This window comes from Streptomyces sp. NPDC088910, assembly GCF_044749865.1.
GTDB lineage: Bacteria > Actinomycetota > Actinomycetes > Streptomycetales > Streptomycetaceae > Actinacidiphila.
In genome coordinates this window covers 63,184-80,074 of record NZ_JBIVIV010000006.1, presented here as the reverse complement: position 1 = coordinate 80,074, position 16,891 = coordinate 63,184, and the positions used below count along the sequence as shown (strand labels likewise).

Below are 16,891 nucleotides of genomic sequence, written 5' to 3'. Positions count from 1 at the left end.
CACGCAGATGGGGCGGGGTACGGCGGCCCCCCACAGGCCCGCCGCGCCCCGCCCCGGTCTCAACCGCGCGCCCCGGTCACCCGGGTCACGCGTACACCCCGAACTCGTACAGCGAGTACCCGTAGGCCGTGCCGCGCTGCGTCAGATTCAGCCGCACATAGCGGCCGGACCCGTTGACGTCGAACGTCTCCACGCCGCCGGTCGCGGTGGTCGTGCTGTAGATGTCCGTCCACGTGTTGCCGTCGTTGGACACCTGCACCTGGTACGACTTCCCGTAGGCGGACTCCCAGCCGAGTTGGATGTGCTTGATCGCGGTGGTCTGCCCGAGGTCGACCCGCAGCCACTGCGCGTCGGTCCAGTCGGTCGCCCACCGGGTGTCCCAGCGCCCGTCCGTGGTGTTCGACGGCGGGAACGGCGCCCCGTTGCCGGTCTGCTGGTACGAGGACGCGGTCGTCGGCTTGCCGAGCGCCACGTTCGTACCGCCGACCGTCGGCGCCACCACGCGGAACGACTTGGTCTCGATACCCACGTTCCCGTGCCCGTCGAAGGCGTACACGTACACCTTCCACACCCCGAGCGTCTTGGGCGCGGTCACCGTGAACCTGCCGTCGCCGGTCTGCGTGAACGTGACCTGTTGCAGACCGGTCCCGCTGTCCACGTACTTGGTGGAGTACATGAGCTGATACCGGATCAGATCGCCGTCCGGATCGGTCGCCGAAGCCGAGACGTCGAAGGTGCCGCCTGCCGGGACGGAACCGCTGTTGCCGACCGTCATCGAGCTGATCACCGGCGGGGTGTTGGCCTGCGGCGTGCCGCCGTAGTCCTTCGCCACCGAGTAGTACATCATCCGGTTCCAGCTCGCCGGGCGGACGTTGAACCACACGCCGCCGAAGTCGTTCTCGTTGCCGTAGTGGAAGATCGTGGCGCCGAGCGCCACCCCGGTGTGGCCCGAGATACAGTTCCACGCGGACAGGTACGCGTCCCGCTTCTGGATGTCCGTCGGCTCGGTGGGCACCCCGTTCGCGTCGTTCGGCACCTCCCACTCACCGGCCTCGCCGGTCTCGGTGACGATGTACGGCTTGGTGTAACCGCCGTTGATCCAGTCCTGCTTCACATTGCAGACCGCACCGTAGGAGTTGACCGCGTAGAGGTCGAGCGACGGCGTGTACTGCTTGTAGTACGGCCACGCGCCGGTCCACGCGTCCGTCGACGTCACCGGGTGGTTCGGGTCGATCGCGTGGATCGCCTGCGTCACCTGCTCGACGAACTTCGCGTAGGCGATGCGCTGTTGCTCGATCGCGGCGCCCGAGTAGTGGTCCTGCGTGGTGAGGATGACCTCGTTGCCGACGTCCCACATCAGCACGCCCGGGTGGTTCTTGTACGTCGTCACCCAGTTCTTGATGTCGTTGAGCGTGTTGGTCTTGTACGCCGTGTCGTTGACGTAGTCCGCGCCTTGGTTGAGCCAGAAGCCGTTGACCACCTTCAGACCGAACTGCGCGGCGGCGTCCAGCAGCGGCTTGGTGCCCGCGTCGGTGCCCCAGGTGCGCACGGTGTTGACGCCCATCGCCTTCAGGTCACGCATGTGCGCGTTCGCCGTGTCGTTGGACGGACCCCAGGTCATGCCCTTGACGGTGTACGGCGCCCCGTTGACGGTCAGCTTCCAGTTGCCCTGGCCGCCCGTGACGTGCACGTCGCTGGCGCCGGTCGGCACCGGCGGGTCGGTGAGCGGGGTCGGCACGGTGCCCGCGGCGATCTGGGAGACCGTCACGTTGTCGATGCTCAGCGCGCCGCCGGAGGAGGTGTCGGCGGCCGGAGAGGTGCAGCCGCAGACGGAGTTGGGGTAGGAGCCGCCGATCCGGAGGCTGAAGTCCACGAAGACGCCGTGGTGCACGGCCGCCTCCCAGGTCGCGACGCCGACCTGCGACTCGCTGACCTGCCAGATCTGCTTGCCGTCGAGGTAGTAGCGGATCTGCTCGTCGGACTTCGTGCGGTCGATGATCTCGGAGTACGTGTGGTAGCCGGTCTGGCAGCCGGAGCAGGTGGCCAGACCGCTGGTCTTGCCGTTGTACTCGTCGCAGTTGCCGCCGGGCGCGGTGCCGCAGTGCAGGGTCGCCGAGAGCTGCGAGCGGCCGTTGACGTTCTCCATGATGTCGCTCTCGCCGACGGCCGGCCACGCGCCGGGGTTGCCCCGGAAGGCGGCGCCCATCGCGCGGAAGGACGGCCAGTAGCCCAGCGCCTTGGCCGGATTCGGCTGCTTGAGCGTGGCGGAGATCTGGAGCTGGCCGCCCGCGGGCGCCGCGAAGTCGGTCCGCTTGGACTCGATCCGGCCGGACGTCCAGGCCGTACCCGACTTCAGGGCCGTCAGGTTGAGGTGGCCGTTGCCGTCGAGGCCCACGTTCGCGGGGGAGTTGGTGGCGGTGTCGACCTCGCCGGTGCCCCAGTTGGCGGGGCCGCCGGGGTAGGCGGTGCCGGTGTCCGTGATCCAGTTGGCGGCGCTGGGCGAGGTGCCGGCCGCGCCGGTGAAGTCGTCGCTCCACACCGTGGTCCAGTTGCCGGGCGGCGGCGTGCCCGTACCGCCGTTGTCACCGCCGGTCGTACCGCCCGTGCCGCCGGAGCCCGCGGTGCCGTACACCTGGAACTCCCACAGAGAGTAGCCGTAGCCGTTGTTGCGCACGGTGCCGTTGATCCGGACGTACCGGCCGGTGCCGCTGACCGTGAGGGTCTGGGTGCCGCCGGTGCCGGTGGTCGTGGAGTAGATCGTCGTCCAGCCGCCGGTGCCGGTGTCGGAGACCTGGATCTGGTACGCCGTCGCGTAGTTCTCCCAGTTCAGCACGACCTTGCTGACGGTGGAGGTGGCGCCGAGGTCGACCTGGAGCCACTGCGGGTCGCTCCAGGCGCTGGCCCAGCGGGTGCCGGCGTCGCCGTCGACCGCGGCGGAGGCCGGGTAACCGGCGCCCTCGGTGCTGGACGCGGTGGCCGGCTTGCCCTGCGAGAGCAGGGTGTCGGCGGCGTGCGCGGCCGTGGTGGGGACGGCGAGCGCGTACAGCGCGAGGCCCATGGCGAGGAGCACCAGAAGGGCCGCGCGCAGCGACGGTGGAAGGGATCTGAACCGGGCGGTCGGTGAGTGTGAGGCTCTCATGCCGATTCTCCTGCGGGGGGAGGTGAGGGAGGGAGGGTGCGGCTCTCCGGGACGGCGGGTTCCGGGGCATGGAGCATTCGGGAGAGCGCTCTCTCAGTGGGCAGATGGTTGCGTCCCGGTTTCCGGGGTGTCAAGGCATCGGACACGAGATGACGACATGTCCCGCTCGTTATGCCCTCTAACATCCTGAATCGGCAAGTCTGTTCACCGTCGGAACGTGCGTATCCGGTGCGGATCGGAGTACCGGGTCTTGACACACGCCTGTGCGGGGCGTGAATGTACCGGCATTGGGAGAGCGCTCTCCAAGCGTTCTTTTCCTGCCTGCCCCGGGGTCCCTCCGGCCGCCCCGCCCGTCCGCCCAGAGACCGAGAAATCCGAGGAAGTCCCCATGAGCGACACAGGAAACAGACGCAGGACGTGGCTCGCGGGAGGGGGCGCCGTACTGGCCGCCGCGCTCCTGGCCACCGGCTGCGGAAGCGACTCGACGTCCAAGTCCGGTTCCGGCGACGACGCCAACGCCAAGACCACGCTCACCGTGAACCTGTTCTCGGACTTCGGCTACAAGGACCTCTACGCCCAGTACCACAAGCTCCACCCGAACATCACGATCAAGGAGAACCGCGCCGACCTGGGCGCCCACCACCAGAACCTGCACGCGCACCTGGTCGCGGGCAGCGGCACCGCCGACATCGAGGCGATCGAGATCGGCCAGGTCGCGGGCTTCCAGTCCGAGGCGAGCAAATTCGTCAACTTCCTGGACGAGGGCGTCGACAAGAACCAGTGGGTGCCGTCCAAGACCGCCCCCGCCTCCAGCCGGGACGGCTCCTCGCTCTTCGGCCTCGGCACCGACATGGGCGGCATGGCGCTCTGCTACCGCGCCGACCTCTTCCAGAAGGCCGGGCTGCCCACCGACCGGCAGGCCGTCTCCTCGCTGGTGTCGAGCTGGGACTCCTACTTCTCCACCGGCAAGCAGTTCCTCGCCAAGAGCCCGGACAAGAAGGTCAAGTGGTTCGACGCGGGCAGCAATGTCTTCTCCGCGATGACCGCCCAGGCGCCGCAGGCGTTCTACGACGCGGACGGCAAGGTCGTCGCCGCGTCCAACCCGGCGGTCAAGCAGGCGTTCGACACGGTCGCGGGTGCCATCAAGGACGGTGAGTCGGCCGGTATCGCCGCCTTCACCCCCGCCTGGGACACCGGCTTCCGCAAGAGCCAGTTCGCCACCGTGACCTGCCCGGCCTGGATGAGCTACGAGTTCAAGGCCAACCCGCCCGCCGACGGCGGCAAGTGGGACATCGCCACCATCCCCGGCGGCGGCGGCAACTGGGGCGGCTCCTATCTGACGGTGCCCAAGCAGGGCAAGCACACCAAGGCCGCCGTCGAGCTGGCCAAGTGGCTCACCGCGCCCACCCAGGAAGCCTGGCTCTTCAAGAACAAGGGCTTCTTCCCCTCCGACCAGGCGCTGTGGACCTCGCCCGACATCGCGAACCTGACCGACCCGATGTTCAACGGCGCGCCCACCGGCAAGATCTTCTCCGACTCCGCGAAGAACCTGAAGCCGCAGCCGCTCGGCCCGCACGGCGCCGACATCGGCAACATCTACGGCAACGCCCTGGTCTCGGTCGAACAGGGCAAGGCGAGCGTGGACAAGGCGTGGAGCAACGCCAACGCCGAGATCGAGAACATCGGCGAGTAGTGCCCGGCCGGCGGGCACGGGTGCCGGGCGCCGCTCGCGCCGCCCATGACCCGCCGGTCCCGGCACCACCCTTCCGGCGTCCCGGAGCCGGGCCCCGAGCCCGGACTCCCGGACCGAAGTGGCCGCCGGATCGCGGCGGGCGGCCACCGGATCCCGCCGTCCGCGCGGACCGCTGTCCCGAGCGGGCCGCGCGGACGGTGGGGCACGACGGGAGCCGGCCCCGAACGTGAGGTCCTCAGATCCTCCGGGTCCCTGACCGCCCCGAGGTTCCCGTTCCGGGCCGCTCGCGCCACTCGACGGGCCGGCGGGGGTTGCGCACCCTTCCCACTCCCCGCCCACCGCGTACCCCCCGCCGGCCACCAACCAGGAGCAGATGCATGGCCGTCTCGACCGGCACCCCGCCCGCCGCCTCGCAGGACAACCCCTCGCCCGGAAAGACGGCGCCCGACTTCGCCCCCGCCAAGGGGGCCCGCTGGCACCGGGCCGAGCGGCGCCTGTCGCCGTACTTCTACATCTCGCCGTTCTTCCTCGTCTTCGGCGTCTTCGGCCTGTTCCCGCTGCTCTACACGGCGTATGTGTCGCTCACCGCCTGGCGGGCCGACACCGACGGCAGCAGGCACACCTTCGTCGGCCTCGACAACTACCGCACCCTGCTGCACGACCAGTTCTTCTGGAACGCGCTGCGCAACACCCTCGGCATCGGCGTGCTCTCCACCGTCCCGCAACTGCTGCTCGCGCTGGGCCTGGCTCACCTGCTCAACTACCGCCTGCGGGGCCGCACTTTCATCCGGATGGGCGTGCTGCTGCCCAACGTCACCTCGGTCGCGGCCGTCACGATCATCTTCGTCCAGCTCTTCGGCCGCGACTTCGGCCTGGTCAACTGGTTCCTCGGCCTCTTCGGCGTCCCGCACACCGACTGGCAGGCGGGCACCTGGTCCTCCTGGATCGGCATCTCCACCATCGTCACCTGGCGCTGGACCGGCTACAACGCGCTGATCTACCTCGCCGCGATGCAGGCCGTCCCCTTCGAGCTGTACGAGGCCGCCGCGATCGACGGGGCCAGCCGGTGGCGGCAGTTCAGGTCCATCACCATCCCGGTGCTGCGCCCCACCATCTTGTTCACCGTCATCACCTCGACCATCGGCGCGCTCCAGATGTTCGGCGAGCCACTGCTGTTCAGCGCGAGCCAGACCCCGATGGCGGGCGGCTCGCAGCACCAGTTCCAGACGATGGCGCTGTACTCGTACGACCAGTTCTGGGGGAAGTTCAAATACGGCTACGGCGCCGCGATCTCCTGGGCGATGTTCCTGGTCATCGTCGTGATCGTCGCCGTCAACTTCCTTCTGGCCCGCCGCATGAAGGGAGTCGAGGCCGCATGACCACCCTGCCGCTCACCAAGCGCCCCCGCCGCCGGTCCGGCCGGGACCGTCAGCTCTCGGCCGGCAAGGGCGTCTACGTCGCGCTCGCCGTCGTCGTCGGACTCTCGGTCTTCCCGCTGTACTGGACGCTGGTCGCCGCCTCGCGGGACAACGCCGCGCTCAGCCAGGTGCCGCCCGCGCTGCTGCCCGGCAGCCACCTCCTGGCCAACCTGCGCCGGGCGTTCGACCAGGCCGACATGCAACTGGCCCTGGTCAACTCGCTGATCGTGGCCGGCACCGTCACTGTCTCGGTGGTGCTGACCTCCACGCTCGCCGGATTCGCCTTCGCCAAGCTGCGGTTCCCCGGCCGGAGCCCGCTGCTGGGCTCCGTGGTGGCGACGATGATGGTCCCCACCCAGCTCGGCATCATCCCGCTCTACATCATGATGGCGAACTGGCTGCACTGGGCGAACCACCTCCAGGCGCTCATCGTGCCCGCCGCCGCCAACGCCTTCGGCGTGTTCTTCATGCGGCAGTACCTGGTCACGGCCATCCCCGACGAACTGCTCGACGCGGGCCGGATGGACGGCTGCACGACCCGGGGCCTGTACTGGCACATCGCACTGCCCGCCGCCCGCCCGGCGATGGCGGTGCTCGGCATGCTCACCTTCATGGCCAGTTGGAACGACTTCTACTGGCCCAAGGTGGTCATGACCCAGCAGAACCCCACGGTGCAGCTCTCGCTGTCCGAACTGGCCAGCGGCTACATCCAGGACTACTCCCTGGTGCTCACCGGGGCGCTCGTCTCCAGCCTGCCGATCATCGCGGTCTTCCTGCTGATGGGCCGTCAAATCCTGGACGGCATCATGCAGGGGGCCATGAAGGGATGACCATGATCACTCCCGAGTCCGAGTCCCTGCCCCTTCCCGGGCCCGCGACGCTGTCCGATCCCGCGTCGGGGAACGGGTCGGGGCCCGCGCCGGGGTCCGCGTCACAGCCCGCGTCGGAGGCGGAACCCGCCCCGTCCGACGCGGAGTTGGACGCGCTCGTCGCCAAGCTCGACCTCCCCGCCAAGGTCCGGCTGCTCTCCGGCGCCAGTTCCTTCAGGACGCAGGGCGAACCGGCCGTCGGCCTGCGGGAGATGGGCGTGTCCGACGGGCCCGCGGGCGTACGCGGCGAGCGCTGGGACGAACGCGACACCGCGCTCGTCCTGCCGTCGCCGACCGCGCTCGCGGCGAGCTGGGACGAGGAACTCGTCGCCGAACTGGGCGGTCTGCTCGCCGCGGAGGCCCGCCGCAAGCGGATCGACATCATGCTCGCCCCCACCCTCAACCTGCACAGGACCCCGGCGGCCGGACGGCACTTCGAGTGCTACTCCGAGGACCCGCTGCTCACCGGACGCACGGCCGCCGCGTACATCCGCGGCGTCCAGGCCGGCGGCGTCGCGGCCACCGCCAAGCACTATGTGGCGAACGACTCGGAGACCGAACGTCTGACGCTGGACGCCCGCGTCGACGAACGCACCCTGCGCGAGGTGTACATGGCGCCCTTCGAGGCCGCGGTGCGCGCGGGCGTGTGGGTGGTGATGTCTGCGTACAACGCGGTCAACGGCATCACCATGTCCGAGAGCCCGCTGCTGGCCGAACCGCTCAAGGGCACCTGGGGCTTCGACGGGGTCGTGGTCTCCGACTGGGGCGCGGTCCGGTCCACCGAGGAGTCGGCGCTCGCCCCGCAGGACCTCGCGATGCCGGGGCCGCACCCGCTGTGGGGCGAGCCGCTGGTGGCGGCGGTCCGCGAGGGCAGGGTGCCCGAGACGGTGATCGACGACAAGGTCCGCCGATTCCTGCGGCTCGCCGCACGGGTCGGTGCGCTGGAGGGCTTCCAGGGGACCTTGTCACCCCTGGAAGCCCACGGCGAAACACGAGCGACCCCTCTGGCGACCGCCGCGCCGGTCGTGTCCGACGACGCCCGCGCCCTGCTGCGCCGCGCGGTCGCCGCCGCGAGCGTCCTGCTGCGCAACGAGGGCGGGCTGCTGCCGCTCGACCCGGCCCCCGGACGAGGGACCGGCCAGGACGGTCCGGACGGCGGGCCGCCGCGGATCGCCGTACTCGGCCCGAACGCCGCCGCCGCGCGCGTCCAGGGCGGCGGCAGCGCGGGCGTCTTCCCGATCGAGGTCGTCTCGCCGCTCGACGGCATCAGGGACGCGGTCGGCGACAGCGCCGAGGTCGTGCACGCCGAGGGCGTCGTCCTCACCACCCGCCCGACCCCGCTGCACAGCGGCAACTCCCGCGACCCGCGCAGCGGCGCACCCGGCGTCCTGGTCCGCTACCTCGCCGCCGACGGCGCCGAGATCCACGCCGAGCACCGGCTCAGCGGCCGGATCCTGGAGTCGGGCGACGCGCCGGAACTCGCCGCCACCGCGGTGGCCGTCGAGGTCAGCGCCCTGGTCACACCGGATGTCACGGGGGAGTGGCGGTTCGCCGTCGTCGGCCTCGGCGCGGTCACACTGCGGGCGGACGGCGAGACGCTGATCGACACCTATGTGCGGCCCGAATCGCGGGACCCCACATATGTCCATGTCACACCGTCCTTCCGGGTGGCGTCCCGGCAGGTGACGGCGGGCGGTGAACTGCTGCTGGTCGCCACCCGCCATTGGGAGGCGGACGACGGCTTCGCGGTCGCGCTGGCCGCCGACCCGCCGCGCCGCGACGAGGACGAGTCGATCGCCGAGGCCGTGGCGCTGGCCCGCGACGCGGACGTGGCCGTCGTGGTCGTCGGCACCACCGACGAGATCGAGAGCGAGGGCTTCGACCGTACGTCGCTCGCGCTCCCCGGCCGCCAGGACGAACTCGTCGCCGCGGTCGCCGCCGCCAACCCCCGTACCGTGGTGATCGTCAACTCCGGCGGACCGGTCGAACTGCCCTGGCGGGAGAGCGTCCCCGCGGTGCTGCTGAGCTGGTTCCCCGGCCAGGAGGCCGGACACGGCCTGGCCGACGTACTGTTCGGCCACGCCGAGCCCGGCGGGCGGCTGCCCACCACCTGGGCCGGACTCGCCGAGGGCGCGCCCCTGCCGTCCACCACTCCCGCAGACGGTGTGCTGCCGTACGAGGAAGGGCCGTATATCGGCCATCGTGCGTGGCGCAGGGCGGGCGCGGAACCCGCGTACTGGTTCGGTCACGGGCTCGGCTACACCACCTGGGACTACCGGCTGCTGGACGTGCCCGAGGCGGCGGAGGAGACCTCGGGCCACGGCGAATCCGCAGGTGAGGACGGGGAACGGGACATCGTGGTACGGGTCGCGCTGCGCAACACCGGGGCGCGTGCCGGCCGCGAGGTCGTCCAGGTCTACCTCGGCACCGGGCCCGACGGCGACTATGACAACGGTGGACCGCGACTGGCCGGATTTACCGCGGTCCGGGCCGAGCCCGGTGAGGATGTCGTGGCGGAAGTTCACGTGGCAGCACGGTCGTTCCAGCGGTGGTCACCCGCGGAAGGACGCTGGCGGAGCCGCCCGGCCCCGTACACGCTGTACGCCGGGCCCACGGCCGCCCGGCTGCCGCTCTCCGCGCCACTGGCGTTCTGAGAGAACGCACCGAGACCGGGGCGCCCCCCTCACCTGACAGTCGGGGGCGTCCCCCGGGCACACTCCGGCCCGGTCCTGATCCGGTGGAGCCTGGGGGTTCCTGAGGGATCCTGAGGGGGATTGATTGCCCGGACCGGCGAACCGTAAGGTCAACGCGTCCCGGCAACACATCCGATGTATCGTCTCGCGAGGACGCGCCCCATGCCCATGCAGCCCTGGTTTGCCGACGCCAAGCTCGGCATCTTCATCCACTACGGGATCTACGCCGTCGACGGCGTCCCCGAGTCGTGGTCCTTCTACACCGGGCAGGTCACCCGGGAGCGGTACATGAAACAGCTCGCGGGGTTCACCGCCGCCGCGTACGAACCGGACGACTGGGCGCGGCTGTTCGCCCGCGCCGGCGCCCGCTACGCCGTGCTGACGGCCCGTCACCACGACGGCGTGGCCCTGTGGGACACCGCCCGCGAGGACGGCCTGTCCGTCACCCGCGACACCCCCGCGGGCCGCGACCTGCTCGGCGGCTACGCCGACGCGCTGCGCGCCGAAGGGCTCAAGGTCGGCTTCTACTACTCCCACTCCGACTGGTCGCACCCCGACTACCCGTCCGTCCGGCACCCCGACCCCGACCCGCTCCAGGCCGCCGTCAACGACAACCCGCTCAGTGCCCCCGCGCCGGGCGCGGAGGACCCCGCCGCCTGGCGGCGCTACCTCGGCTACCGCGACGCCCAGGTCGTGGAACTGGCCGAGCGGTACCGCCCCGACCTGCTGTGGTTCGACGGCGAGTGGGAGCGCGCCGAGGAGCAGTGGGGCATCGACACGCTGGCCGACGCCGTCCTCGCGGTCAACCCCGAGACGGTCTTCAACGCCCGGATGTTCAGCCGCGGCGACTACGCGACCCCCGAGCAGGGCGTCCCGCTCCAGGCCCCCGACGGCCCCTGGGAACTGTGCCTGACCGTCAACGACTCCTGGGGCTACCAGGGCCACGACGACCACCAGAAGTCGGTCGGCCAGCTCGTGCGCTACTTCACCGAGACGATCGGCGCGGGCGGCAACCTGCTGCTGGACGTGGGCCCGCGCGAGGACGGCACGATCACCGCGGAGCAGGCGGCCCGCCTCGAAGGGCTCGGCGACTGGATCGCCCGGCACTCCGCCGCCGTCTACGGCACCGTCGCCGGACTCCCGGCCGGTCACCACTACGGTCCGAGCACCCTCTCCGCCGACCGCCGCACCCTCTACCTGACCTGCTTCGACGCCCCGCGTGAGACGGTCTCACTGCGCGGCCTGCGCAACGCCGTACGCCGCGTGACCGTGGTGGGCACCGGTGCCGAACTCGGCCACGAGGTCACCGGCGGCCTGCACGACGTACCGGGAGTGCTGTGGATCGACGCGCCCTCGGCGGCCGACGTGGACGAGCACGCCACCGTGCTGGCCGTGGAACTGGACGGCGAACTCGACCTCTACCGGGGGACGGGACGGGTGTGAGGAGTGGTCCAAGGACGCTCGCGGGTCGGTGGGAAGGGGTGAGTTAACCCGTAAGCATCCGATGTCTTGGTTCCTGGGGAGTGCTCCCCAAAGCGGAGAGTGGGTGATCTGGCACTATGTGCCCTGTACTGCGCTCTCCCGGGGGTGCCGTGTCCGACCGACATCGTGGAGGGAGCCCGGTGACGCGCGACGTGGGCCGGACGACGAGGGACCTGCGTCGGCACAACCGCACATCGGTGCTGACCCGGCTCTATCTGCACGGCCCCGCCAGCCGCTACGACCTGATGCGCGCCACCGGGCTCAGCTCCGCCACCGTCAGCAACGTCGTCACCGACCTGGTCGCGGACGGCCTCGTCGCCGAGGCGGGACTGCTCGACTCCGACGGCGGCCGTCCCCGCACGCTCCTCGAAGTGCGGCCCGGATACGGGCAGGTGGCCGGGGTCGACATCGGCGAGACCCACGTCCAGGTCGGGCTCTTCGACTGGACGCTCGACACCCTTGCCACCGCCACCTACCCGATGGACACCGGACGGCCCGACCCCGCGGTGCTGGCCGGGCTCGTGACGGCGGGCATCGAGGAGGTCACCGCCAAGGCGGGCGTCGACACCGGCACCCTGCTCGGCGTGGGCGTCGGCGTGCCCGGCGCCGTCCTGCCCGACGGCTCGGTCCACGCGCCGACCCTCGGCTGGTCGGACGTCCCCTTCGACGCGCTGCTCAGGCCGCACATCGCCGCGCCCCTGCACCTCGACAACTGCGCCCGCACGCTCGGCCAGGCCGAGATGTGGCGCGGCGCGGGCCGGGGCGCCGAACGCGCCATCGTCGCGCTGCTCGCGGTCGGCGTCGGCGCCGCCGTCGCCACCGGCTCGCCCGGCGGCGTCACCAGCACCACCAGCGAGTGGGGCCACACCGTCGTCGAGGCCGGCGGCGCCGCGTGCCGCTGCGGCTCCCACGGCTGTCTTGAGGCGTACGTCGGCGCCGACGCCATCCTCGGCCACTACGGGCGCATCCCCGGCGCCCCCGAACTCCCCGGCGTCGGCACCGAGGCGCGCGTCGCCGCGCTCGTCGCCGCCGCCTCCCGGCCGGGCCCGGCGGCCGACACGGTCCGCTGGACCGCGGAGTACCTGGGCATCGGCATCGCCAACCTGATCAATCTGCTCAGCCCCGACCGCGTCATCCTCTCCGGCTGGGTCAGCGGCGCCATGGGCCCGACGATGCTCCCCGCCGTACGCGACGCGATGCGCCGCCACACGCTCGACTACCTGGCGGCGGGCACGGCGGTGGAACTGGGCCGCCTGGGCCCGGAGGCGGTGGCGCTGGGGGCGGCGACGCTGCCGGTGCACGGGGTGTTGACGGGGGGGTAGGGGGCGGTTCGCGTCTGGTCGGTGGTGCGGGGGCGCTGCGGCGGGGAGCGGTCTTGGGTGAGCTCAGCGTGGCGGCGAACCGTGGGTGGGAGCCGTCTTGCGTTGGCGCACCGGTGCAGGTCACTGTCCCGCGTTCGCGCACCGGTGCGGCGAACCGTGCGTGGGAGCCGTCTTGTGTCGGCTCACCGTCCTTCCCCCTTTTTTGCCGCCCTCTCGCCTCCGGCGGCTTAGATCCGGTGTCGACGCTCCTCTTCGACGGTCGCTCGTTCCTCGCTCCCTGCTCATCGTCGCTTTCGACACCGGCGCCGCCTTTGGCTCGCTGGCTACCGGCGAACCCACCTGCGCAGCGGTGCCGTAGGGGCGCAGCCCCTCGTGCAGACGCACCCACCGGCGAACCCACCTGCGCAGCGGTGCCGGAGGGGCGCAGCCCCTCGCGCAGGGGCACCCGTGCGGCGAACCGCGGGGCGGGGCGGTGAGCTGGTGGGGAACCGGCTGGGGGATGTGGGGCCCGGGAAAAAGTTGTGTGCGACGGATTGACCGGTGATCGGTCGCTACTTAGTTTAAGTCCAAGAAAAAGGCGGCTCATTTCGTTACCCCCTTCCTTGGAGAACGTATGCCCTCGCATCCCGGAGACGGTCGGCTGTACATCGACGGCGAGTTCGTGGCGGCGGCGTCGCAGAGGAGCGGGGTGGTGGAGGAGAAGGCGACGGGGCGGGAGATCGGGCGGTACGCGCTGGGGGCGGCGGAGGACGTGGACCGGGCGGTGGCGGCGGCGCGGGCGGCGCAGTCGGGGTGGGCGGGGCTGGCGGCGCCGGAACGGGGCCGGTATGTGCGGGAGTTGGGGCGGTATCTGGAGGACCGGTTCGGGGAGCTGGTCGAGCAGAGCATGCGGGAGACGGGCGGGGTGAGGGCGAAGGCCGAGGACGAGGTGGGGACGAGCGTGCGGCAGCTCGCCTTGTCGGCGGTGCAGGTGAGCGAGAACGCGGGGGAGATCCTGCCGCCGTACAAGGCGGGGAAGCTGTCGCTGTCGCGGGTGGTGCCGCTCGGGGTGCTGGGGCTGATCACGCCGTGGAACTACCCGATGAATCTGGCGATGCGGGCGGTGGCGCCGGGGCTGGCGTTCGGGAACACGGTGGTGCTGAAACCGGCGGAGCTGACGCCGGTGATCGGCGGGCAGGTGCTGGCGGAGGCGGCCGAGCATGTGGGGCTGCCGCGCGGGGTGTTGAACGTGGTGACGGGGGAGGGCCCCGAGGCCGGGTGGGCGTTGGCGCGGCATCAGGGGGTGGACATGCTGGACTTCACCGGGTCGCGGGAGGTGGGGCTGGCGATCAGCCGGGCGGCGGCGGGGGAGTTGCGGGACATCCGGCTGGAGTTGGGCGGCAGTAACGCGTTCGTGGTGCTGGACGACGCGGATGTGGAACTGGCCGCGGACTGCGCGATGGTGGCGTCGCTGGAGTTCCAGGGGCAGACGTGCATCAGCGCCAGTCGGCACATCGTGCAGCGGGCCGTCGCGGACACGTACGTGGAGGCCGTGGTGCGGCGGGCGGCGGCGCTGAAGGTGGGGGACCCGTTCGACGCGGGGAACGCGTTGGGGCCGCTGATCAGCCGGACGCAGCTCGACCGGCTGCACCGCACGATCGTGGAGCCGTCGCTGGCGATGGGCGCGCGGCTGGTGACCGGCGGCACGTACGAGGGGCTGTTCTACCGGCCGACGGTGCTGACCGGGGTGACGCCGCAGATGCCCGCGTTCCGGGAGGAGGTCTTCGGGCCGGTGATCCCGGTGACGGTGGTCGACACCGAGGAGGAGGCCGTGGCGCTGACCAACGGCCTTCCCATGCTGATGAATTCGGTCTTCACGCGGGATCTGATCCGCGGCCTGTCCGTCGCGGAGCGGCTCGCGGCGGGCGAGGTGCACGTCAACGACGCGCACGCCAGGCACGGCGCGGAGAACCAGATGCCCGGCTTCACGCGGCGGCAGTGGATCGGCATCCAGCGCACGCCGTTGAACCTTCCCGACTGGGCCACCGCGCCCGCCACCGACGAGAGCTGAGGAACCACCCCATGGGCGTGACACGGACAAGAGCCGCCGTTGTGCTGGTGGCGGCAGGGCTGCTGGTGACGACGGCGGCCTGTGGCGGCGGATCGGACAAGAAGTCCGGCCAGGAGCCGAGCGGGAAGGGCAAGGTCGAACTGTCCTTCTGGGACTGGGACCCGAACATGGACAAGGTCGTCGCCAAGTGGAACACGGCGCACCCCGAGATCCACGTGAAGCTCTCCAACCCGGCGGGCGGTGACCAGTTGGTCGCCAAGATGATCACCGCGCACGAGGCGAAGAACGGTCCGGACATCGCCAAGGTCGAGTACCAGTCGTTGCCCGCGCTGGTCTCCAAGGGCGTCGTGCGGGACATCACCGAGTACACCAAGGACACCGTCGAGAAATTCGACCAACCGACCCTGAAGAGCACGGTGTTCGAGGGCAAGGTGTACGGCGTCCCGCAGGACGTCGCCCCGCTGATGCTCTTCTACCGCGCCGACCTGTTCACGAAGTACGGCCTGGCCGTACCGACGACGTGGGACGCGTACGCGGCGGCGGCCAGGTCGCTGCGGGCCAAGGCGCCCAAGGCGTATCTGACCAACTTCGACGCGGCGGACCCCGGTTGGTTCACCGGCCTCGCCCAGCAGGCGGGCGCCGACTGGTGGACCACCAGCGGAACCACCTGGAAGGTCGACATCGCGGGCGCGCCCACGGTGAAGGTCGCGGACTACTGGCAGGGCCTGGTCGACGACGGCGTGATCGCCAAAAATCCGTCGTTCAGCCCGCAGTGGAACAAGCAGATGAACGACGGGACGCTGCTCACCTGGATCTCCGGCGCCTGGGCGCCCGCGCAGATCGGCGGCATCGCGCCCGCCACCAAGGGCAAGTGGGCGGTGGCGCCGCTGCCCGCGTGGACGGCCGGAGACCCTGCCACCGGCATCTGGGGCGGCTCCGCCACCACCGTCACCAGCGACTCCCGGCACCCGGCCGAGGCCGCCGCGTTCGCGTCCTGGCTGAACACCGACGACGCGGCGGTCACCGAGCAGGTCAAGCAGATCAACGTCTATCCCGCCGCCACCGCGGGCCGCTCGCTGCCCGTGCTCCAGGCCGCGCCCGCGTTCTTCCCGAACCAGCCGGACTTCTACGCCCAGGTCAAGAAGGTCGCGCCGGTCGCGCGCAGCTTCCCGATGTGGGGACCCGACGTCACCGTGACCTTCACCGGCTACACCGACAACTTCAGCAAGGCGCTCCAGGGCGGCGGTTCGTTCAAGGGCGCGCTCGACGCCATGCAGAGCGCCACCGTCGCGGACATGAAGAAGCTCGGATTCACGGTCGGCTGATGGAGCGTCAGACGACCACCGCGCGCAGGACCGGCCGGTTCCCGTATCTGCTGGTCCTGCCCGCCGTCCTGCTCTTCGCCGCCTTCGTCGTGGCCCCCGGGGTCTACGCGCTGCTGCTCAGCTTCCAGCGCCGCAAGGTCAACGGCGGGCTGCTCGGCGGCGGCACCCACACCGTATGGGCGGGTCTGGCCAACTACCGTGACGTGCTGGGGGATTCCGACCTCTGGTCGGGTGTCACGCGGATGCTGGCGCTCGGCGCGATCACCGTGCCGGGGACGGTGTTCCTCGCGCTGCTGTTCGCGGTGCTGCTCGACATGGAACGCACCCGGCTCAAGCGGATCACCCGGCTGACGATCTTCCTGCCGTACGCGGTCCCCGGCGTGATCGCCTCGCTGATGTGGGGCTTCCTCTACCTGCCCGCCACCAGCCCGATCGGCGGCGACCACGTCGACTTCTTCGGACGGACCGCGGTCTTCTTCTCGGTCGCCAACGTGGCGGTGTGGGGCGCGGTCGGCTTCAACATGATCGTGATCTACACGGCGCTGCGCGCGCTGCCCGCCGAACTCCACGAGTCGGCGCGGCTGGACGGCGCGACCGAGTGGCAGATCGTGCTGCGGATCAAGGTGCCGCTGGTCATGCCCGCGGTGGTGATGTGCTGCCTGTTCACGGTGCTCGCCGCGCTCCAGGTCTTCAACGAGCCCAACACCCTCAAGCCGCTGTCCAACGCCGTCTCCTCCACCTGGGTGCCGCTGATGAAGATCTACGACGACGCCTTCGGCAACTCCGACATCCACGCGGCGGCGGCCACCTCCGTCGTCCTGACCGTCGCCGCGCTCGCCGTCTCCTTCGTGACCGCGCGCGTCATCCAGTCCCGGGTCCAGCGGGAGGCCAAGTGACCAC

General features: G+C 70.9%; 10 protein-coding genes. 9 read left to right on the top strand and 1 reads right to left on the bottom strand.

Annotated elements, in window-relative coordinates:
• Positions 1-85 precede the first annotated feature (85 nt).
• Entirely contained in the window at positions 86-3,139 is a 3,054-nt protein-coding gene (locus tag ACIP4Z_RS15730; RefSeq protein ID WP_401308291.1) for a discoidin domain-containing protein, read from the bottom strand.
• A gap of 388 nt (positions 3,140-3,527) precedes the next feature.
• Between ACIP4Z_RS15730 and ACIP4Z_RS15725 the strand changes: the two genes are divergently transcribed.
• The 9 genes from ACIP4Z_RS15725 (at position 3,528) to ACIP4Z_RS15685 (ending at position 16,887) form a co-directional block, all read left to right on the top strand.
• Positions 3,528-4,832 (top strand): extracellular solute-binding protein, encoded by a 1,305-nt coding sequence (locus ACIP4Z_RS15725; protein ID WP_401308288.1) that lies wholly within the window; start codon positions 3,528-3,530, stop codon positions 4,830-4,832.
• Between the two features lie 377 nt (positions 4,833-5,209).
• Positions 5,210-6,211 carry a sugar ABC transporter permease gene (locus tag ACIP4Z_RS15720; RefSeq protein WP_355346817.1) on the top strand — a complete coding sequence of 334 codons (1,002 nt, stop codon included), beginning with the start codon at positions 5,210-5,212 and terminating at the stop codon, positions 6,209-6,211.
• Positions 6,208-7,080, top strand: a complete 873-nt coding sequence (locus tag ACIP4Z_RS15715; protein WP_401308285.1) for a carbohydrate ABC transporter permease — start codon at positions 6,208-6,210, stop codon at positions 7,078-7,080. The genes ACIP4Z_RS15720 and ACIP4Z_RS15715 overlap by 4 nt, the downstream gene beginning before the upstream one ends.
• A gap of 2 nt (positions 7,081-7,082) precedes the next feature.
• Positions 7,083-9,773 (top strand): glycoside hydrolase family 3 C-terminal domain-containing protein, encoded by a 2,691-nt coding sequence (locus ACIP4Z_RS15710; RefSeq protein ID WP_391163196.1) that lies wholly within the window; start codon positions 7,083-7,085, stop codon positions 9,771-9,773.
• A gap of 201 nt (positions 9,774-9,974) precedes the next feature.
• The gene (locus tag ACIP4Z_RS15705) at positions 9,975-11,255 is read left to right on the top strand and encodes an alpha-L-fucosidase (RefSeq protein ID WP_391045784.1); all 1,281 of its coding nucleotides are present in this window, start codon (positions 9,975-9,977) and stop codon (positions 11,253-11,255) included.
• Between the two features lie 179 nt (positions 11,256-11,434).
• Positions 11,435-12,616, top strand: a complete 1,182-nt coding sequence (locus tag ACIP4Z_RS15700; RefSeq protein WP_391045781.1) for an ROK family protein — start codon at positions 11,435-11,437, stop codon at positions 12,614-12,616.
• A 613-nt stretch (positions 12,617-13,229) separates the two neighbouring features.
• On the top strand, positions 13,230-14,666 hold the full coding sequence (locus ACIP4Z_RS15695) for an aldehyde dehydrogenase family protein (protein WP_401308281.1): 1,437 nt from the start codon (positions 13,230-13,232) through the stop codon (positions 14,664-14,666).
• A gap of 17 nt (positions 14,667-14,683) precedes the next feature.
• Positions 14,684-15,991 carry an ABC transporter substrate-binding protein gene (locus ACIP4Z_RS15690; RefSeq protein ID WP_401308278.1) on the top strand — a complete coding sequence of 436 codons (1,308 nt, stop codon included), beginning with the start codon at positions 14,684-14,686 and terminating at the stop codon, positions 15,989-15,991.
• Positions 15,991-16,887 carry a sugar ABC transporter permease gene (locus ACIP4Z_RS15685; protein WP_355346799.1) on the top strand — a complete coding sequence of 299 codons (897 nt, stop codon included), beginning with the start codon at positions 15,991-15,993 and terminating at the stop codon, positions 16,885-16,887. Before ACIP4Z_RS15690 ends, ACIP4Z_RS15685 begins: the two co-directional genes overlap by 1 nt.
• Positions 16,888-16,891: the final 4 nt, after the last annotated feature.

Excerpts from the sequence above, each read along its gene's own strand:
- ACIP4Z_RS15730 (WP_401308291.1), bottom strand. The coding sequence starts at position 3,139 with ATGAGAGCCTCACACTCACCGACCGCCCGGTTCAGATCCCTTCCACCG.
- ACIP4Z_RS15725 (WP_401308288.1), top strand. The coding sequence starts at position 3,528 with ATGAGCGACACAGGAAACAGACGCAGGACGTGGCTCGCGGGAGGGGGC.
- ACIP4Z_RS15720 (WP_355346817.1), top strand. The coding sequence starts at position 5,210 with ATGGCCGTCTCGACCGGCACCCCGCCCGCCGCCTCGCAGGACAACCCC.
- ACIP4Z_RS15715 (WP_401308285.1), top strand. The coding sequence starts at position 6,208 with ATGACCACCCTGCCGCTCACCAAGCGCCCCCGCCGCCGGTCCGGCCGG.
- ACIP4Z_RS15710 (WP_391163196.1), top strand. The coding sequence starts at position 7,083 with ATGATCACTCCCGAGTCCGAGTCCCTGCCCCTTCCCGGGCCCGCGACG.
- ACIP4Z_RS15705 (WP_391045784.1), top strand. The coding sequence starts at position 9,975 with ATGCCCATGCAGCCCTGGTTTGCCGACGCCAAGCTCGGCATCTTCATC.
- ACIP4Z_RS15695 (WP_401308281.1), top strand. The coding sequence starts at position 13,230 with ATGCCCTCGCATCCCGGAGACGGTCGGCTGTACATCGACGGCGAGTTC.
- ACIP4Z_RS15685 (WP_355346799.1), top strand. The coding sequence starts at position 15,991 with ATGGAGCGTCAGACGACCACCGCGCGCAGGACCGGCCGGTTCCCGTAT.